We start from the raw sequence: 21588 nt of genomic DNA on the forward strand, positions 1-21588 counted from the left end.
CTTAAAATGAACAATTAATACCTAATGTAAGTGTCCGTAAAGGCGGCATTGCAGGAGCAATGGTGCCGGTACCAGGCCCACCGGGTCCGCCCGATACGCTTGTTTCTGTATCGTACAGGTATTTGGGTTTGGTAAACGTGTATAAATTCTGCCCCCTGAACGACAGCACACAACTGGTCATTTTAATGCGTTTAAGAATGCTTTGCGGCAAAACATACGACAGGCCGGCCGAACGTAGTTTCACAAACGACGTATTGCCCCACACTACATCGGAGCTGGTAAAATTATAATCCTGGCCATTTATTTTATAGGCAGGGAACAGGGCGTTGTCGCCTGATTTTTGCCAGTGATTCAAAACGGCCGTAGTTTGATTGATCATATTACCCACAGGATTGGTAGATGGGAACAGATCGGTTTTTCCCCTGCGATGATGAAACTGCAGCGCTGCATCGAGCTGAAAATTGCCGATCGTAACGGTATTTACCAGACCGCCGTAATAGGGATTGCCGGTGTACATAGCATACCGGTCACCCGTATATGTAATAGAGCCGTCGCCGCTTTTATCTTCATATTTCGCTGCACCGGTTGAAGGATCGACCCCCAGATAATGATACAGCTGCGTTACATTCGCCGGGTAACCGATCACATACGAGCTGGAATAAAATGAGTTTTCCAACCCGGGGTATTTAGCAACCTTATTGGTATAAAAAGTTATATTAAAAGATGTGCTCCATTCAATGAGCTTTGTTTTAATATTGGTCGATTTTAATTCCAGCTCCACTCCTTTATTTACAATAGTGGCCGGCACATTATCATACTTACTGCTTACGCCTGCCTGGGATGGTACGGCCACATAAACGATCTGGTTACCCGATCTGCTGTAATAATAATTGGCGGTAAACAATATTCTGTCGCGCATTAAGCCCACATCGAGCCCTGTTTCGTATTTGGTATTTGTTTCCCATTTTATATTGGTATTTTTTATAACAAGCTGCGGATTCAACGTAGCCTGCGAAAGCATGGGTGTTGAAGCATTGTACAACCCCAGCTGCAGATAGTTAGGTATCTGGTCATTGCCGGTAGCACCTACACTTGCCCTCAGCTTTCCGAAGCTCAGAAAAGAAAGATTGTTCCTGACAAACGGCTCTTCGGTAAAAACCCATGCTGCACCGGCCGAACCAAAATTACCAAAGCGGTTACCCGGCCCGAACCGTGAAGAGCCATCCCTTCTGAAATTCGCATTGAGAATGTATTTACCCTTCCAGTTATAATTCAAACGGCCAAAGGCTGCCACATACTTGTACTCAACAATGTTGTTATAGGCTATCTGGTAATTGCCGGCGCCTATCAATGTGCCCAGCAAGGCCTCGTTCGAATAATTGCTGGCATTTATATAATAGTTTTCTGAAGTATTGTGCTGCCAGCTGGCGCCTGCAAGGGCCATCAGCCTACCTTGTCCTAACTTTATCGTGTAATCGATAGTTGGTTCAATAATATAATTGCTGGCTTTATTATCCGAAAAGCTGGCGCTGCTGCTTCGCCCTGGATATTGTGATGATGACGGATTCGCCGTTTTCTGATCAAGGTCGGTTTTGGTATATCCCACCGTGGCTTTCAAATTCAGGTTTGGCAATATGGTGTAACGAAGCGACAGATCGCCTATGAGGTTATTGCCGGTGCTTTTATAGGTTTTAAGCAAATATGCCATGGGATTGGTAAAGGACGTGTGCCAGTATAAAGTACCATCCGGATTATATATTGGTAAATTAGGTGGCAGATTATACAGGCCTGCCAGATCGGTAGTAATAAGGTTCGATTTATCGTTTGAATAAGCAGCCGTTACACTGATATTAAATTTGCCATTGAAAGAAGTGTGATCGGCATTCAGGCGGGCCGACAATCTTTTATCGTCATTATCGCCCGGAAAAACGGTGCTTTCGCGATGATATCCTGTATTGAATAAAAAGCGGGTTTGCCCTGCCCCACCCGATACGGTAACCTGTGCATCGGTAGTATGAGCGGTACCCCCCATTAATAATTTTTGCCAGTCGGTGCTTTTGGTGGTGTCCCATACTTTCAGATCGGGTGCATTGGATGCATCGGGCGCAACGCCACTATTGGCAAAAGCTTCTTTGCGCATGGCAAGATATTGCTGCAGGTTCAGCATGGGCATAAAGCGTTGTACTTTGCCGATACCCTGATAAACACCGGCCTGTACTTCGGTTTTGCCAACCTTACCTTTTTTGGTAGTAATAAGCACCACGCCGTTGGCGGCACGCGAACCATAAATGGATGTAGCATCGGCATCTTTTAAGATATCGATGCGTTCAATATCGGCCGGATTGATCATACTAAACGGACTAATACCGCCGCTGGCACCGGATATGCCGTATGCATTGATATTATCCGAAGGTGGCTGCGCTCCGTTAAAATTGGTAAACGGAACACCGTCGATGATATATAACGGAATGGTTCCCTGCCCCAATGATCCCTGCCCCCTGATCTGCACCTGAACCCCACTACCGGGCAAACCATTATTTTGGGTAACTACGGCGCCGGCTATACGCCCCGGAAGCGCAGCCAGCGGATTGGCCACCGGTTGTTTTTGTATTTCTTCGCCTGTAATAGAACTCACCGAACCGGTGCTTTTTCTGAGTGTAGTGGTTCCGTAAGCGATCACAACCAGTTCATCGAGCTGTGATTTGCTGCGATTCAACATTATGTTTACAGCGGCTGATGAACCCTGCGCGTCATTTGTGTATCTGATAATAATATCGGGTGTTATGTTCAGCTCCTTTGATTCGTATCCTACATAACTAACCACCAATACGTCGCCTGCCGATATTGGCAATGAGAAAATACCTTTGTTATTGGTTACCGTTCTTTCTCTGGTATTTTTATTGATAACCGTGGCGCCGGCCAGCGGACTTCCATCTTCATCAAAAACACCGCCCTTTACAGGCGTTCCCTGCCGGTTTTCAATAGCCGCACGACTGATCACAGGCACCTGCGGCGAAGGCTTTGGTTTTATAATAATGTACTTATTGTCTTCAATGGTAAAGGTGATTGCCTGGTTGCGAAAGCACATAGCCAGCACATCGGCGAGTGGAGCGTTGCTGACCTGCAGATCAACGGGACTGGTTTTATCGAGCATTGATTTTCCGTAAATGAAAACAAAGCCGGTTTGTTTTTCAATGGCTTTGAATATCTGCACCAGTGGCGCATTTTTTACCCGCAGGGTTATGCTTTGCGAAAGCCCCCGGGCACTTAGCTGTAAACAGCCAATGGTTAAGAATATCATCATCAGTTTCATCACGCGCAATATTTTTTTCCCCGTTTGCCGATGAGATTGACTTACTGATGTACCAATCAACCGCATCGTAAAAATTGTTCTGGTCATGAACCGTTGCCTCACACAGGCCGAACGGTTGAAAAGCAGTCCGCCGTCTGATTCAACGTTCCGGCGAACAAACCCGCCTTCGCTGAAGGTACAGCGGGTGAAAGCAGTTTTTTGCATACTTTTGGTTAGTTTGGGTGAATAGATAACCATTCCCGATCACAATCGGGAAAATGGTAGTCGTCGCTGACTATTTATTATTAAAAACTCAAACGGTTCCGGATAACACCGGAACAAAGCCAGGGATGTTCGCACCATCTCTGGCTTTTTAATTCAAGGCACAGGAATTAAGGCACAAGTTCCAGGGTACAAGGCACAAGGCTTCAGATTCGGTTTTTCATTACTAAGTTTTTCTTCCTGTGATTTACAAGGTCCCTATAACTTGTACTTCGTTTCCTGTTTGCTGGTTCTTGTGCCTTGTACCTTGTGCCTTGATTCTTCATAGTTTCATGGCAATACAATAATCTTTTTACCTTCTATTTTGAAATGTACCTGCTCGGTCAATTCAAGCAGGTGCAATACTTTCGATACCGGCACACTGCGGGGAATGGTGGCGTTGAACTTTTCATTCACCATACTTTTTTCATAGTTGATCTGCACATCGTACCAGCGGCTGACCTGGCGCATGATCGTTTGTATATCCTGATCGCGGAATATAAACATACCATTCGTCCACGCTACTGTTTCGTCTGTATCTACATCTTTTACTTCGATAGGGGCCTCCCCCCGGCCCCCTCCGGTGGAGGGGGAGATGGCAACCTGCTGACCTGGTTTTAATATTACCGATTGCTCATTGCCCATTGACGATTGACTATTCATCACTTTCACCTTTCCTTCTAGTAGGGTTGTTTTTATAGCTTTTTCATCATCGTATGAGTTGATATTAAAATGAGTGCCTAATACTTCAACGGAGCCCCGACGGCCTCCCCCGGTGGGTGAGGAGATGTCAACAACAAAAGTTTTTTTATGCCCTCTCTCATCAAACACCTTATTCACTTCAAAATAAGCTTCGCCTGTTATCTCAACCTTTCTTTCATTACCAGTAAATGCAGTTGGGTAACGAATAGAAGAAGCCGCATTTAACCACACTTTACTTCCATCAGGAAGCGTTAGTTTGTACTGCCCGCCTTTGGGAGTTGATAAAACATTATAAGCAATATCTTCTGACCTCTTACTTCCGACTTCAGACTTCTGATCACGTTCATACCTCACACTCCCCTGCTCCTGCAAAATCCTGACACTGCCCTCATTCACCAGCATGCCATTTGCGGCACTGTCGAGTACGATCTGCTGTCCGCCGGCCAGTGTAAGAATGGCTTTGTTACCACCCGGCTGCACATCGTTTTTATAGGGTACGGATGTTACTGTTTTTGTATTCTTATCATTTTTACTGATCAGATAAAAAGCCACGCATCCTGCAACTGTTAAAAATACCGCTGCCGCTATCCAGGCCAGGCGACGGTAAATGGGTCCATGTAACCGATGCGAAACCACCGGAGCTATTTTATCAACCGCCACCACCTGCTGCAGGGAGGTGCGCAATTTGTCGGCGTCAACGGGTACTGCATGGGCCGATTCGGCTTCGAGCATGGCGGTAAGCACTTCCGTTAATTCATTTTCGTGCCGTGCACCGGTAAGCTGCAACAGCTGATCCTGCTGGGCCGATGTAAGCTCACCTTTTATATATTGTTCAATTAAATATTTAATGGATTCTGTTTGCATGTAAGTGTTTTTACCAGCTCCCCATGGCTATAGATGCAGCTGCGGGAAGAACGTACTATTGAAATATTAAAAAATGTCAAAAAAACAGTAAAAGGAGGTATAGCAGGCTAATTACATGGCCCGAAGCAGCGAGGTGGCTGCGTATTTCCTTCAATGCGGTAACCAGTACATTTTTTACCGTAGCCACCGATAACGAAAGTTCGTCGGCAATCTGCGCCGGTTTTAACCCCTGCTCGCGGCTCATACGGTAAATTCGCTGTCGCTGTGGCGGCATATTGCTGATTGCCTGGGCCACCAGCCGGGTCATTTCGGCCAGTTGCGTACTATCGAGAGGAGTATGGCCCACCTGTGCCGCTTCATGTTGTTGCAGCCCGGCTATTCTTCTGCGATCGTTCAGGTCTTTTCTGATTGCCTGCAGGCACTGGCGCGAGGCGATGGTGAATATCCAGCCATGCACATTACTTATTCCGGGAAGCTGGTCCCTGCTGAGCCATATGCGCATGAAGGTTTCCTGCAGCATCTCTTCAGTTTTGTCTGCAGAACGGGTGAGCTTATAAATAAAAGGGCGCAGTAGCGGATAATACCGGTTGAAGAGGCTGGCAAATGCTGCTTCATCACCGTCTGCAATCCGCCGGCACAACTCTATATCCATGACAATACAGCAGTTCGGTTTACAAAAAAAATTAATCAGTAGCAGGTTCCGGCTAAGCCGAAACAACATTCATTCGAAGGATCAGGCGCAGGATGGTTTTTGATACGTGCGTTGCAAATTTAAGCTTTCCGCCTATTTACTAAATGGTATCCTATCTTTAAGGTATTAAAAACCATCCATGAAATATTTTTTCTTTTTTTCGCTGTTTGCCTTCGCCGCGCAAAGCGGTGTATCACAAATGACCATTCTGCAACATGTAAACGTTATTGATGGCACCGGGCATCCGGTAAAGGCCAATCAATATGTGGTGATTACAGGTGATAAAATCACTTATATTGGTTACCAGCTCAACAATTACAAGGCCGCCGATGCGATCCGGATCGACATGACGGGTAAATACATCATGCCCACCATCATCAATACCCACGGACATCTGGGCAATCTGAAAGACACAATTTCATCGCCAGCCAATTATACAGCAGCCAATGTACGGAACCAGTTGCTACGTTATGAGCAATACGGTGTGGCAGCCATTTTATCAATGGGCACTGAACAACCCATCGGCATTGAGCTGCGTGATTCGTCGCGCCAGGGGCTGATACCCGGCGCTACCATGTATTCGGCCCTTTATGGGTTTGGTGTGAAAAACGGATTGCCGCCGGGCATGCCAAAGATATATCGTCCTGAAACAGCCGAAGAAGCAGTGAATTTTGTTCGTGAGCTGGCACCTATGAAACCAGACGTTATCAAAATGTGGGTAGATGATTTCTGGGGGCAGTTTCCCACGATGAAAGAAGAAGTATACACGGCCATTATCAGTGAAGCGCATAAACAGGGTATTCGCGTGGCATCGCATGTTTATCACATTGCCGATGCCCGTAAGCTGGTAAACGCCGGGGTTGATATTTTCGCGCACAGCATCCGCGACTCGATGCTGGATGATGCACTGATAGCCACTATCAAAAAAAAGCGCATCGTTTATATTCCTACGCTTTCGCTCGATGAATTTGCCTTCATTTACCAGCAGGATGCGCCATGGATAAACGATCCGTTTTTTCAGGCTGCTCTGGAACCGGGTGTATTGAATATGATCACCAATCCGGCTTATAAAGAAAAACTGAGCAAAAACCCGGTAGCCCGGCAGGAAGCGGTTGCTTTGCAAACCGCTTTAACCAACCTGTATAAATTATATAAAGCAGGTATATTGATTGCGCTGGGCACCGATTCGGGCGCCAATCCTGTTCGCGTGCAGGGCTTTTCGGAACATATGGAAATGGAATTGCTTGTAAAAGCAGGGCTCACGCCGCTTGAAGCCATCACCATAGCCACCCAAAACGGAGCAAAACTTTTGCGCATAAGCGGTGAAACCGGCACCCTTGAACCGGAAAAGAAAGCCGATTTTATTGTGCTCGATAAAAACCCGGCCGACAATATTCTAAATACAAGAACCATCAGCGCCGTGTGGCGCAACGGGATTAAGGTGAGTGATGGGCCGCTCAATAAGCAATAGGCAACCCTTCGCTTCGCTCAGGGCCAATAGACGATGTTTCTCGCAAAGGCGCTAAGGCGCAAAGCCTTTTCTTAGCGTTCTTAAAGATCGCGAAGCGATCATTTTTGCGCCTTGGCGCCTTTGCGAGACATTATTATACCTACTCGCTATTCTTCATAATAATTAAATTAGCGATCAGCCCCGTCCAGCCGGTCTGGTGCGAAGCGCCGAGACCTTTGCCGTTGTCGCCATGAAAATATTCATGAAACAATATGTAATCTTTGAAATGAGGATCGTGTTGTAGTTTATCATTATCACCAAATACGGCCCGTTTACCCTGTTCGTCTCTTTTAAAGATGCGCAGCAACCGGCAGGCAATTTCGTTGCCAATCTGCCTGAGCGTGAGGTAATGACCTGAAGCAGTAGGATATTCTACTTTAAAATCGTCGCTGTAATAAAAATGATATTTGCGCAGACTTTCTATTAATAAGAAGTTCATAGGCATCCACACAGGACCACGCCAGTTGCTGTTGCCGCCGTACATACCACTATCACTGTCGCCGGGCACATAAGGCACCGACCAGGTGGTGCCGTTTGTATGAACGGTATAAGGTTGCTTCTCATATCGTTTTGATAACGACCGGATGCCATAATCACTTAAAAACTCAGTTTCGTCGAGCATATGGCCTAACAGCCGCTTCATGCGATGGCCGCCCAGCAAGCCGAGCAGGTGCGTATCACCTGTTCCTTCTTCATACCAGCGCGATACGAGCATGGCCAGGTCGGGCCGGTGGCGAAGGAACCAACTCATACGCTCGGCAAAAACAGGATTGTTATCGAGTGTTTCCCTGGTGATAACTTCTACTGCAAACAACGGTATCAGTCCTACCATACTTTTTACCTTCAGCTTCACGATCTTGTTTTCATTCACTTTTATCTGGTCGTAAAAGAACTCATCTTCCTCATCCCATAAGCCGGTATTATTTTTACCCATACTGGCCATGGCGCCGGCTATATACAAAAAGTGTTCAAAAAACTTGATGGCCATTCCCGTATAGGCCTTATTGTAAGTTGCCAGCTCCAACGAAATGTGCAGCATGTTCAACGCATACATCGCCATCCAGCTGGTGGCATCGGCCTGCTCGGCCACTACACCCTGCGGCAGCGGCGCGCTGCGGTCAAATACACCGATATTATCCAACCCCAGAAAGCCACCTTCGAAAATATTATTGCCTTCTTCGTCTTTTCGGTTCACCCACCAGGTAAAATTGATGAGCAGCTTATGAAACAACGATTCAAGGAACGCATAATCCTTTACGCCCTTTACTTTGGCATCGAGCCTGAATATTCTGAACACCGCACCGGCATGTATGGGAGGATTGGCATCACCCAGCGACCACTCATAGGCCGGCAACATACCCGATGGATGCATATACCATTCTTCGGTTAATAGTAGCAGTTGCTGTTTGGCAAAGTCAGGATCTACCATGCCGATGGTAACACAATGAAAGCCGAGGTCCCAGGCAGCATACCAGGGAAACTCCCATTTATCGGGCACTGAAATTATGTGTTCATTGTTCAGTTGTTTCCAGTCGGCATTACGGCCTTTTAGCCGTTGATCGGGTGGCGGCGGCATGGCAGGATCGCCATCGAGCCATTGTTGTACTTTATACGAATAGAATTGTTTATTCCACAACATGCCCGATATGGCCTGGCGGTGAATACGTTTTTCATCTTCATCGCTGATCACCTGTTGCAAATCTTCATAAAATACATCGGCCTCAGTGATCCGTTGCGCAAACATGGCATCAAAATCATCGAACGCATTGCCTGTTTTTTTATCACATAACCGCATACGGATGGTATGCGAACCACCAGCCGGAATATCAATGAGGTAATTGACGGCCGCTTTGGTGCCCTTCATATCGGGATTAACCGATTTTTTTCCATGAATGATATGATCAACGATGCCGTCTTTTGGGTAAGGCTGGTTGTTATCGAAATTGAATAACCGGCGGGTATTGGTTTCGTTGTCGCAAAACAGCATATTACCCTCTCCTTCAAAGTACAAATGGGTTACAGCCATCTTATCATACGTGATACCGATGGTATCATCTGCCAGCTTATTTAAGATGGGTTTGTAATCGTGGCGGCCCCAGCTCCAGGTATTTCGAAACCATACGGTGGGCAGCACATGCAAACTGGCATCTTCATTTGCGCGGTTATGAATGGTAATTTTTATAAGAACATCATCGGGCGTGGCCTTTGCGTATTCAACAAAAACATCAAAATATTTATCGTCGTTGAAAATGCCGGTATCTATCAGTTCAAACTCAGGCTGCTGTTTGTTACGGCGGGCATTTTCCTGTATCAGCCATTCGTACGGAAATTCCTGCTGCGGGTATTTGTACAGCATTTTCATATACGAATGGGTAGGCGTTGCATCGAGATAATAATACAACTCCTTCACATCTTCGCCATGGTTGCCCTGCTGATTGTTGAGGCCAAAGAAACGCTCTTTTACACAGGCATCGCGTTTATTCCACAAAGCCAGCGCAAAGCACAGCTGTTGTTTATCATCGCTGATACCGGCAATCCCTTCTTCGCCCCAGCGCCAGGCTTTGCTGCGCGCCATATCGTGGGTGGTATAATTCCAGGCATCGCCATTAGCGCTGTAATCTTCGCGTACCGTGCCCCATTGCCGGTCACTCACATAGGAGCCCCATCTTTTCCATTCCGGATATTGTAAACGTTCCTGTTCTGCATTCATGTAAATGAAAAATGTTGAATTAAAAATCAGAAATAAAAAAGTAAATACAAATTCTTCATAAATGTAACCTTTTAAGAAATGAAAAATGTTAAATGAAAAATCAGAAATAACAAAGTGAATACAACTTTTTCATTTCTCATTCTTTATTTCTTATTTCTAATTCTTTCCTACATTCGTAGAACCATTATACGCCTCCTGCCTATGCCGGAAAACAAGTATGCTGCTAACCCCAAACCGACCAACAGCATGGAACAGGCCGTTGGCAGCTTATAAGGGCGAATTAAATTTATTGATCAATTCTTCTTTATATGTCAACCCTATGGGGATAGTGGTGGCATCAACCATTACCTGGTTGCCTTCGATATAGCGAATTGATTTAACTGATACGATAAATGATTTATGAACTCTTATAAAAAGATGGGGTGGTAATCCGGCTTCTATATTCCTGAGTGTTTCATTGGTAATGATCACTTTGCCCTGTTTGCTAAACACCTTAACATAATCGCCGGTTGAATTAAAATAACTGATGTCATCAAAGTTTAACTTGTATAATTTTTTATCGGCCCTGATAACAATGAAGTCTTGCTGAGGCGTTTGTTTGGCAGCTGCGGCAGCTGTTGCCGTTTCCATTTTATCACGCACCTTATTAACGGCCTTCACAAATCGCTCAAAGGAAAATGGTTTTACCAGATAATCAATGGCATCCAGATCAAATCCATCAATAGCATATTCGGGATAAGCGGTTGTAAAAATGATTGCAGGCGGCGAAGGTAGGGACTTTACCATTTTGATGCCCGATAGCACCGGCATATTAATATCGAGAAACAGTAACTGAATATCATATTGCTTCAAAGCCTCCATCGCTTCAATGGCATTGTTACAACTTTTTACCAGCTCAATTACGGGGTAATCTTTTATATAGGTTTCAATCACCTCCTGCGACAGCGGCTCATCGTCTACTATTAAAGATTTTATTTTCATGACAGAAAGTTTTATTTGTAATTGTATTCACAACAGGTTTAACTGCAGCTCAACCACATATTTCTTTTCATTCTCCTGTATCTTTAACTTATGTTTTTCAGGATACAGCAGATCAAGCCTTCTTTTCACATTCTCCAGCCCCAGGCCATTACCACCTTCTTTTTCTACATCATCCACAACCCCTTTGCTGTTTTCGATAAACAAATGCAGGCTGGTATTATTTACATGCAATTTTATATTTACCCAGGCATCGTGCAGTCCGGCCTTTATCCCATGCTTAAAACTGTTTTCAATAAAAACAATGAATATAAGCGGGGCCACCTGCTGATCGTTGATGTTACCCGATACTTCATAAACAATGGAAGCTTTATCCCGTATGCGCAGCCTTTGTAAATCTATATAATTATCGATATAGTTTATTTCTTTTTTTAATAGCACCAGGTCTCCGGCCGACTCATAAATCATATAACGCATTACTTCACTCAGTTTGAGTATTGTTTGTGGTGCGAGGGGATCCTGTTTTAGCGTTAGAGAATAGATATTATTAAGGCTGTTGAACAAAAAGTGGGGATTGATCTGTGACTTCAGAAATAACAATTCGGTAGCGGCTTTTTCTTTCTCAAGGCGAATCATGGCATTTTTCGACTCCTGTAACCTGAACCATGCCTTTGACAATTTCAACAATGACGTTAAGCCCAAATAAACAAATCCAAATTGTACCAGTTGCCAAAAACTAAAGTTGGCTACGAAAAAATAATCGGGAAGCAAATAATCAATGGCATAGTTAAATATAAATATGTTCACCCGGGCGGTTATAGCCAGCAATACAGCAAACAATAATGCGTACTGCCAGTATCTTTTTTTGCCAAGAAAACGCGGAATCAGAAAATACAAATTGGTATACACACCCAAAATAATGGTGAAATGAAATACGGCCGTATATATGTAATCTATTTTCTCAATATTATTGGTAATAGAAAACGAATGAATGAGGTAATAGTACGACACAGCCCAAAACAGGATATGTTGCAACATCCTGTTTTGAATAATATTACCTGATATTTTTTTTATTGCTCCCATTCATTATTTGGTTTTGATCATTACCACCGGATCAGCATATAGCTCTTTTTTGTTGGCATATTTCTTAACAAATTGCTGCAGTTCTTCTGTGGAGGCTGTAATTACTTTATAATATTCGAAGGATTCGTGTTTTAGCCTGATGTTATTTTGGTCCATTATTTTGTAAAGGAATTCTGAGTCAAAGAAATACAACTCGAATTTATTATCATATATCTTAACCTTTGCATAGGTGTGAACAGGCACGAAATGATCTTCATAAAAACTATTCTTTGCATGCATGTCATCAGGAAACAGATCTAAAAACAAATCGTCTCCCAGTTTTGTCAAATTGGCTTCAAATTGCCTGGTCTCCCCTTTCTCGGTATAAGTGAGCAGGTAGGTGTTTTTATTAATGAATTGTTTCTTAAAATTTTCCTTTTCTGCTCTTTCGGCCTTGTTCGTATAAGGCGCCATCTCATGCTCCATCAGGTTTTCTATTTTCCATATAGGGTCTTTACCACTTTCCCCCCAGGAACCGAGCAGCCTTTTATCAAACACAAGGTCATCCTTCGAATACAAAGGATGCAGAGAATAAACGCATCCCTGCAAAAGAACACCCGCAATTAAGGTAAATAAAAAAATAGTTCTCGTTTTCATTTTAATAAAGTTTAGGTAAATAATATTGCAGGAGTAAAATAAAAGCGGAACGAACAGGTAGTAAAATAAATACGATCAACATCAGATATCAGGGGGTAAAACCGGTTTTGAGGGGAGAACCCGCTACAACTTACAGCTAAACGTAAGTAAAAACGTAGAGCCTAATTGGCTGAAGTGCGAACCGTCGTAGGTAACAATGCCGTAACGGCCGTTGAAGGTTACCGCATTGATATTTCTTTTAACATTAACCGGGTCATTTAACACGGCCTGTCCTTCGCTGTTCAGCGCTTTTAATGAATATTGCGGCAATATGTTGAACAGGTTGTTCACGGTTATTGAAGTGGTTAACCATTGCGTAAACTGGTAACCCAAATTAACATCGGTAACAACCTTCGGATTAAAAACCAGTTTGATATTTTTATCGAGTCCTTCGCTGCGAAAAGTAGCCGGACCAAACAAGGTATTGTTCACACTCACATTCCATTTGTACAGCAACAGGTCGGCCCCTGCAATCGCTTTGTACTTTGGCCGGCTGGTAAGCAACAAAGCTTCCTGCATATAATCAAATATAGCCTGCCCCGCATCGGCAATTAGTTTAGGGTTGCTTACAACGCCTTTCAATTTATTATCGATGGTGTAATTACCGGCAACATTCACCGTGAGGCGGCCGGCCGGCGCCAGTGGTATATTCTTCCAGGTGGCAACCAAATCGAGCCCCTGCGTATTGGTGCAGATGCCATTGGTAAAAAAACTAACGCCAATGATCCCATTGGCGCTAAGTACATTATCTAACTGTGTATTTCCGTCGGCTGTATGTGCAATATTAGAGCTGAGAATAATTCGGTTGCGGATATCGATATTGTAATAATCGAGGGTCAAACTAAAGCCGGCAGATGGTCGCCATCCAAAACCGGCGGTGAAGTTCAGCGAGCGTTCGGGCTTCAGTGCAGGTACGCCTAACAATTGCGCCTGAATGCTTTTGTTATTTACCACGCCTTTGGTTTGAACGCCCATGCCGGGGGTAAATATCTGCTGTGATATCTGCAGATTTACCTGGTGCAAACCCGGTGCGCGAAATCCGGTCGATAAAGAGGAACGCAGGGTAATTTTATCTGCCGCCAGTTTTTTTCTTCCGCTCACCTTCCAAACAAAAGCGCTTCCGAAATCATTGTAATACTCCTGACGCGCAGTTGCATTGAGCAATACTGATTTTGAAACATCATAGCTTACATCGAAGTAACCACCGATATTAAAACGAGTGGCCTTCATGGCATTGGCCTGCGATATGCCTGAAAAAGAAACAGGACCATCCCCTGTGTAAGAAGCCCTGTCGCCTGCTATAATGGTAAATGTTTCGTTTCGAAATTCTGTACCAAAACCAACCGATAACTTATCATTCACGGTATGCGTGATATCGATATTGCCTACGAGGTGATGAAACCCATAACCACCGGGCCGAAAAGCAGTAGGACTTTGCGCTCCCATCGAAGGGTTCCAGGTATTATCTACCGAATACAATTGCTGATTGCCTCCTGCGGTAGCGCTTACATCGGTATTCCAGTTGTTCTTTTCATATTTAAAACCAATCGTGGCATTATAGTCGTTTAAGTCGCCTGCGAAGGTGGGGCCGTATCCAAGGTATTCCGAAGTAGTATCGTGCAACAGGTTATAGGGGTCCTGCTTCCAGTAGGCCGTTCTAAAATTGGCATAGCTTTGAATGTTCTTGTACACATAAGCTGCATTCGCATAAAACAGGCTGTTGTCGTTTAACGGAATGCCTGCATTTACCAGAAATTTCGCGGCCGTAATGGCGGGTGTTCCATTTATATTCCTTGCATCGGGAAAACGCGCCAGGAACGCCTTTGCTTTTTCCATACCGGCGGCTGTGCCATCTCCCAGATCGATAAAATCCTGCTCTGCATCTACTTTGCCGGGGCGATTGGTCCTGTTTTCTTTCTGAAAGTTTACCGTATAGTTCACATATCCTTTGGTACCGAGATTAACACCGCTGTTGATGCTGGTGCTTAGCGAAAATCCATCGCCCTTATGCGTAATACCGCTGCTGAGCTTGAAACCGGTATATTCAAAACGGTCTTTCAGAATAATGTTCATCACACCGGCAATAGCATCTGAACCATATTGGGCCGAAGCGCCGTCGCGCAGAATCTCTACCCGTTTAATGGCATCCATCGGTATGGCGCTCAAATCGGTTTCGGTTTCGCCGCGCCCCGGTGAGGTTTGTATATATACCAGCGAACCGGGGTTCTTGCGTTTACCATTTATTAAAATAAGTGTGCGACTCGGCCCCAAATTCCTGATCTCGTAGGGATCAGATAATGAAGTAGCATCATGCACAGGCATATTCACTGTATTAAAAGAAGGTGCCCGAAACTGAAGCGCCTTATCGAATGATAACTGTCCGGTTGATTGCAGGTCGGCCCCGTTTATATTATCAACAGGTAAAGAAGTAGTGGTAAAGGTTCGTTGTGAAGCGCGACTGCCCACTGCTACCACCACCCCACTTAAATCAGTAACCGCATTATTAAGCGTTACATCTTTTATGGCATCGGCATGCTGCATATTGATGCTGGTAATATAACTGTTATATCCTACGCTGCTGAAATAAATTTTATGTGTTCCTTCATCGAGAAGCAACCGGTAATTACCGCCGGCATCTGTAACCGTTCCTTTAAATACGCCTAATATGATTACCGATACCCCCTGCACCGGTTCATTTCGTTCATTGCGCACCGTTCCTTTTAACAGGTTCAGCTTTTTAACTATGCCGGTTGTTTTTTTATCTGAAGGTTCTACCGGCATGCCTGTTGCTTCGGATATGACGATTTGTGTTGAAGATACTTTTTTGAAGGTGAGCCCCAGCGGCGTTAACAAGGCGTGCAAAGCGGTGTCGGCATTATTACCCTCAACTGTTTTGGGCGGCGCCATTTTATTTTCGACCAGGTTTTCGCGGTAAAGGATGCTCAACCGGTATTTTTTTTCAAGCGAAACCAATACATCCCTTAAGGGAAGACTGCTGTCCTGTTCGGTGGTTTTATTCTTTTTATCAGATGGCGCAACAATTTGCCCATGCACAGTGGCCACTGTGCACGCCAACACAATCAATACAATAAACCATTTACGAGACAGGTTTTGACTCATAAGCTCATAGCAGTTTCCTTGTTGGCCCGGATTCTTTAATATTCCGCCTTCGGCGGAATGAATACAATTTGCCACAGATTAACACAGATAAGTTTCGGTTCTCACTTCAAAACTAATAGCAGTCATTCATTTATGCCTGAGTATATAGAATTGAAAAGAACAACCAACACTTCAAAAAATAAACCTTGCATTTCATCTGTGTTCATCTGTGGCAACCCTTACCCGCCGAAGGCGGGATGGTATCTATTCTATAACAACATTATTTCCATTTTTTGTAACCGATGCATTCAGCAATTCGCTCAACACTTTAAACATTACCTGTTCGTTTTGTAATTCAAGCGTTCCCGAAATGGGTTGTTCGGCCAGGTCGGATTTACGAATGATGAAATCGTATCCGAAATATTCTTTCAGGGTTTCACATACTTCGCGGGCCGGTGTTTTTTCGAAACGGTACCGGTGTTCCATCCAGGAAGTATATAAAACCGGATCGGCAACACTGGTAATTATTTTTCCCGGTGTTGCATTGTAAAGGCAATAATCGTTAGGCTGCATGATGGCTTGTGCATGACCGGCAGGAACACTGAACCTTACTTTTCCCTGACGCAGCATTACGCCGGTGATATTGTTGATGCTTTTTACATTGAACTCGGTACCCAACACTTCTATGGCTGCATCACCTGCATGAACTGTAAAATGCTGCGCTTCGCCGGCTTTATCGATGTGACGTACTTTGAAAAAAGCCTCTCCTGTTATCCAAACTTCCCGCTCACCCGCATTCCAGTTTCCGTGATAGCGGATGGTTGAATTGGCATTCAGTACTACTTCTGAACTATCAGGCAACCATACTGTTTTAATAGCTGCATACGGTGTAGAAATAGTATTCCATGAAGGCTTTACATAATAAAACAGGGCTATTGCCCCGAGCAACAATCCGGCAATTACAGCCGCTGCCTTTAACCAAACAGGGAATGCGGTAGCTGCTTTTAATTTTGCAGGTTGTTGTGTAGCAATTGTTTGATCGATCCTTTTCTTCAGATCGATATAAAAATTTTCCCCTACCGGTTCCTTTTTAAAATCAAAAGAGCGGATGATGTCTATCGCCTTTTGTGCCGCCTCTTTTTTCACCGGATTTGCATTCATCCATTCATTCCATTCCCTGGCGCCTTTACCTTCCGGGTCCAATACCCAATTAATGAACGATTCATCCCGAAGAAAATCTTCGGTTTGATACAACGCATACTTATCCATTCAAGTTATAAGTTATATGTTCTAAGTTATAAGTTCTCATAAGTTCTAAGTTATAAGTTTTAAGTTGGTAAAACTATACGTAGGCAATTAGCCTTCATGTATTACTTATAACTTAATACTTATTACTTACTTATCTCCAGTTCCACAGTACAATGCTCCACATTTCTCCATCGGGGGCCTCGTATTCGTGAATGGTTTCAAAACCAATTCTTTTATGTGCATTGAGCGAACGCTGGTTCCTGGTGGCAATTTCTGTTATGGCAAAGTCGTATTTGGTTTCAAAAAAATCTCTATACGTTGCGTAACAGGCATCCAGAATGCCCTTTCCGCGATAATCTTCCGCCACACAAACCTGGCCTACCACGATGTACCGGTAGGACGATATTTTTTTATTTCGGAACTCAATCTGTTCAAACATATCGAACATCGGCACCAGCACGGGAATATCTGATTTTGAGCAAAGTGTCATAGCCAGTAAATAAGCGATCACCCGGTCGTTGTATTTGGCAATAACATGCTCTTCGATATCGTTCATTTTTTTCAGATCGGTAAAGCTGTGCGATACGGTCACAAATCCCTGCGATGAAATCTGCTCCCGGGTTAAGTTCATCGCCAGGTTTCTTTTCTGAAGCTCCAGTATTTGCTTCAGGTCGTTGTCGGTTTTCGATGTTGTATATGTTATCATAGTTTATGGTTTGAGGTTTTTTGTTTATAGTTGAACCCGCGATTTGAAATTTCCCGATTACTTTTTGACTTTATTCTACTGGTACAATTCCTGCGCAGCAACCAAAAACCATAAACCTCAAACCATAAACAAAAAACTAAAATTTAAAATTCAGCGATGCAAGGAAAGTTGTTCCCATCTGGCTGAAATGCGAACCGTCGTACGTTACCATGCTGTAACGGCCGTTAAAGGTAATGGCATTTACGTTCTTTTTTACCTGTGCCGCATCACTTAACACGGCATCCCCTGCACTGTTCAATGATTTCAACTGCCATTCGGGTGTTATGTTCAATATATTATTCACTGCCACTGATGCACTTATCCGGCTGGTGATCTGGTATCCGATGTTTATATCGGTCAACACTTTTGTTTTAAATACCACTTTCAGGTTCTGATCTAAACCAGCGTTGCGGAATGTGGTAGGTCCAAATAATGTATTATTTAATGAGAAGTTCCATTTGCTCAACGATAAGTCGCCTCCCAATATGGCTTTATATTTCGGACGGCTGCTGAGCAATAATGCTTCCTGCGTAAAGTCAAAGGTGCTTTGCCCTGCATCGGCGATCAGTTTGGGATTGTTTATACTACCATCCAGTTTATTGTCGATGGTATAGTTACCTGCAAGGTTAATGGCCAATTTGCCGGCAGATGCCACCGGTATATTTTTGTAACTGGCTACTACATCAATACCTTGCGTTGTTGTTTTGATACCGTTTGTAAAGAAGCTAACCGACACAATACCATTGCTGTTTAACACATCATCGAGTGCAGTATTGCCGGCAGCTGTATTGCTGATTTCGGAACTAAGAATAACCCTGTCTTTAATATCAATTTTGTAATAGTCAACAGTAATACTAAAGTTCCTGGTTGGATTGAAACCCAAACCAGCTGTAAAGTTTATCGATTTCTCGGGCTTCAATGCCGGTACGCCGAGTAAGTGCGCCTGCGGGCTTTTGTTACTTACAATACCTTTTGTTTGAATGCCCTGTCCCGGTACAAAACTTTGCTGAGCGATCTGCAGGTTGATCTGGTGCAAACTGGGCGCTCTGAATCCGGTTGAGATCGACGAACGAAGCGTGATCTTGTCACCGGGCATTTTAGCGCGGCCGCTTACCTTCCACACAAAAGCGCTTCCGAAATCGCTGTAATATTCTTCGCGCACGGTACCATTGACCAGCAACGCTTTGGTGATATCATAACTCAAATCAAAGTATCCGCCGAAGTTAAACCGGTTGGCTTTAATGGCATTGATCGAGCTGATGCCCGGGAATGAGTTGGCGCCTTGTCCTGAGTATGAGGCCGTATCACCGGCAATGATCTGAAAATTTTCACTGCGAAATTCGCTGCCAAAACCTACCGACAATTTATCATTTACCTCTTTGGTGATATCAATATTTCCTACCACATGACTAAAGGCATAACCACCGGGTTTAAAAGAAATGGGGCTTTTTGCGGCCAGGGAATGGTTTACTGTATTTTCAACCGTATACAGTTGTTTGTTGCCACCGGTGGTAAAACTAAGATCGTGTGTCCAGCCGTTCTTTTCGGTTTTAAATCCTACTGTAGCATTGTAGTCGTTCAGATCACCTTCAAAAGTAGGTCCGTAACCGAGGTATTCAGTTCCCGCTGCATGCAACAAGCCATAATCCTGTTTCCAGTATGGTGTGCGGTAGTTGGCATAGCTCTGCACTTTTTTATATACATAAGCCGCATTGGCATAAAAGGTTGTATTCTCACTGATAGGAATACCTGTATTTATCAGGAACTTAGCCGATGTATTGGCAGGCGTACCATTGATATTTTTGGCATCAGGAAAACGGGCCAGAAAGGCCTTTACATTGGCAAGACTTGCCGATGTTCCATCGCTCAGGTCATTGTTATCGCCTTCGGCATCTACCGTTCCGGGGCGATTGGTTTTATTTTCGCGCTGGAAATTAATGGTATAATTAATAAATCCTTTACTGCCGAAATTGGCGCCGCCGTTTAAACTGGTTAATAAAGAAAACCCATCGCCCTTATGGGTAATACCGCTGGCAATTTTAAAATTGGTATAATCGAACCTGTCTTTCAGAATGATGTTCATTACACCGGCAATGGCATCGGAACCGTATTGGGCCGAAGCGCCATCGCGCAATATTTCAACCCTTTTAATGGCTTCGGTTGGAATGGCCGACAGATCGGCGCCTGTTTCACCACGGCCGGGCGAGGTTTGAACATATACCAGTGAACTGGGGTTCTTTCGCTTGCCATTAATTAATATAAGTGTTCGGCTGGGTCCCATATTCCTGATCTCGTAGGGATCGAGTAAAGAAGTAGCGTCGTTCACCGGTGTATTTACGGAGTTGAAAGAAGGCACTCTTAACTGCAATGCCTTGTCGAATGACAGCTGTCCGGATGACTGCAATTCCGCTGCGTTGATATTATCAACCGGCAATGGCGTGGTCGTGAAGGTACGCTGTGCAGCACGGCTACCTACCGATACCACCACTTCGCTCAGATCGGACACGGCATATTTAAGAACAATGTCTTTGGTTACTTCTGCGTTTTCGACTTTAACGTTGATCGTAAATGGATTGAAGCCCACACTGGTAATAAACAGTTTATAAGTACCGGGGGCCAGGGAAAGGCGGTATTTGCCGGTAGTATCGGTAGAAGTACCGCCTTTATTACCACCCACAATAACCGAAGCGTTTGCCAGCGGCTCACCGCTTTCGCTTTTAATTACACCTTTAATTACGCCCTGCGCGGAGGCATATAAGTTACAAAGCAGTAGCAGCACCATCAAAGAGATGGCGTATTGAAATTTTCTCATGTGACTGATTTGATTGTAGTTTTACAATAATTAGCAGGCATCGTCAGAGGCCTCGCTTTGCAAACAGCAGGCAATCGTAATCCGCGCGGATTTGATGTTAAGAGGAGGAGATGACGAAAATTACCCCACGGTTTGAAGGTTTTTTTTAGAGGGAAGGAAGAAATTTTTCGCGCAAAGGCGCTGAAGCGCAAACCCAATTCTTCGCCTTCCTGAATTATTTCGGATAAGACGATAACTATTTTAACCGGAATTTAAAGAGTTAATGGAGCATCTTAGCGCCTTGGCGACTTTGCGAGAACCTTATTCACCACCCCAATAGCAGCAGCAGCAACACCAGCGGCGTATCGGGAATATTTTCGCGCAGGGTGGCTATGGCGCGGCCCATGAGTTTGTAGCAGGCTTTTACAGAAAGGTTCATGTTTTGGGCGATATCATCAAAGTGAAGCCCTTCGTAATAACGCAGGTAAATAACTTCTTTTTGTTTGGCGGTAAGCTTCTCAAGTACCGATTCGATCTGTTGCCTGATCAGCCGCCTGTTTTCATTTTGTAATACAACGGCCTCAGGCGTGAGTTGCAATGCAAAATGGTATTCATGCTCCTGTTCGGGATGCAGGGCGCTCAGTTTGTTTTGTTTTTCAATCAGATGAAGAACAGATGTACGAACCGCCTTAAACAGATAACTTTTAACTGAGTAATCAATAGATAACCTATGGCGGTTGGTCCATATCCATACAAACACGTCGTGCAAACAATCTTCGATGGCCGGCTTGTCTTGCATGAATTTGAGGCCGTATTGGGTTAGCTGGCGGATGTATTTATTATATAACAGTGTAAAAGCGTCATAGTCGCCTGATTTTATTTGTAAAATCAGGGACATATCCTCCTGTGCAGTATTTGACTCAAAGGGCATCCGGGTCA

At 44.3% G+C, this 21588-nt stretch carries 13 protein-coding genes; 1 reads left to right on the forward strand and 12 read right to left on the reverse strand.

The features are described from left to right. Position 1 precedes the first annotated feature (1 nt). The 3 genes from AC59IL_RS02935 to AC59IL_RS02945 form a co-directional block, all read right to left on the reverse strand. Positions 2-3517: a SusC/RagA family TonB-linked outer membrane protein gene (locus AC59IL_RS02935; RefSeq protein WP_496550579.1), complete on the reverse strand. Its 3516-nt coding sequence runs from the start codon at positions 3515-3517 to the stop codon at positions 2-4. A 327-nt stretch (positions 3518-3844) separates the two neighbouring features. Further along, complete coding sequence (locus tag AC59IL_RS02940; protein ID WP_496550580.1) at positions 3845-5119, reverse strand: FecR family protein; 1275 nt, start codon at positions 5117-5119, stop codon at positions 3845-3847. A gap of 76 nt (positions 5120-5195) precedes the next feature. Then, a complete protein-coding gene (locus AC59IL_RS02945; RefSeq protein WP_496550581.1) occupies positions 5196-5771 on the reverse strand; it encodes an RNA polymerase sigma factor in 576 nt (191 codons plus the stop codon). 178 nt (positions 5772-5949) lie between these two features. Between AC59IL_RS02945 and AC59IL_RS02950 the strand changes: the two genes are divergently transcribed. Continuing rightward, positions 5950-7281, forward strand: coding sequence for an amidohydrolase family protein (locus tag AC59IL_RS02950; RefSeq protein WP_496550582.1), 1332 nt, complete (start codon positions 5950-5952; stop codon positions 7279-7281). Positions 7282-7420: 139 nt separating this feature from the next. Here AC59IL_RS02950 and AC59IL_RS02955 read toward each other — a convergent pair whose 3' ends face one another. The 9 genes from AC59IL_RS02955 to AC59IL_RS02995 form a co-directional block, all read right to left on the reverse strand. Continuing rightward, positions 7421-10030 carry an MGH1-like glycoside hydrolase domain-containing protein gene (locus tag AC59IL_RS02955; protein ID WP_496550583.1) on the reverse strand — a complete coding sequence of 870 codons (2610 nt, stop codon included), beginning with the start codon at positions 10028-10030 and terminating at the stop codon, positions 7421-7423. A gap of 267 nt (positions 10031-10297) precedes the next feature. After that, positions 10298-11011, reverse strand: coding sequence for a LytR/AlgR family response regulator transcription factor (locus AC59IL_RS02960; RefSeq protein ID WP_496550584.1), 714 nt, complete (start codon positions 11009-11011; stop codon positions 10298-10300). Positions 11012-11038: 27 nt separating this feature from the next. Beyond that, positions 11039-12091: a sensor histidine kinase gene (locus AC59IL_RS02965; protein ID WP_496550585.1), complete on the reverse strand. Its 1053-nt coding sequence runs from the start codon at positions 12089-12091 to the stop codon at positions 11039-11041. A gap of 3 nt (positions 12092-12094) precedes the next feature. Next, on the reverse strand, positions 12095-12727 hold the full coding sequence (locus tag AC59IL_RS02970) for a hypothetical protein (RefSeq protein ID WP_496550586.1): 633 nt from the start codon (positions 12725-12727) through the stop codon (positions 12095-12097). 123 nt (positions 12728-12850) lie between these two features. Next, positions 12851-15886, reverse strand: a complete 3036-nt coding sequence (locus tag AC59IL_RS02975) for a TonB-dependent receptor (protein ID WP_496550587.1) — start codon at positions 15884-15886, stop codon at positions 12851-12853. A gap of 243 nt (positions 15887-16129) precedes the next feature. Beyond that, positions 16130-17134: a FecR family protein gene (locus AC59IL_RS02980; protein WP_496550588.1), complete on the reverse strand. Its 1005-nt coding sequence runs from the start codon at positions 17132-17134 to the stop codon at positions 16130-16132. Between the two features lie 130 nt (positions 17135-17264). Next, positions 17265-17819, reverse strand: a complete 555-nt coding sequence (locus AC59IL_RS02985) for a GNAT family N-acetyltransferase (protein WP_496550589.1) — start codon at positions 17817-17819, stop codon at positions 17265-17267. A 136-nt stretch (positions 17820-17955) separates the two neighbouring features. Continuing rightward, entirely contained in the window at positions 17956-20670 is a 2715-nt protein-coding gene (locus tag AC59IL_RS02990; RefSeq protein WP_496550590.1) for a TonB-dependent receptor, read from the reverse strand. 304 nt (positions 20671-20974) lie between these two features. Then, positions 20975-21547 carry an RNA polymerase sigma factor gene (locus AC59IL_RS02995; protein ID WP_496550591.1) on the reverse strand — a complete coding sequence of 191 codons (573 nt, stop codon included), beginning with the start codon at positions 21545-21547 and terminating at the stop codon, positions 20975-20977. Positions 21548-21588 lie beyond the last annotated feature (41 nt).

The organism is Niastella sp. sgz303648, assembly GCF_059587045.1.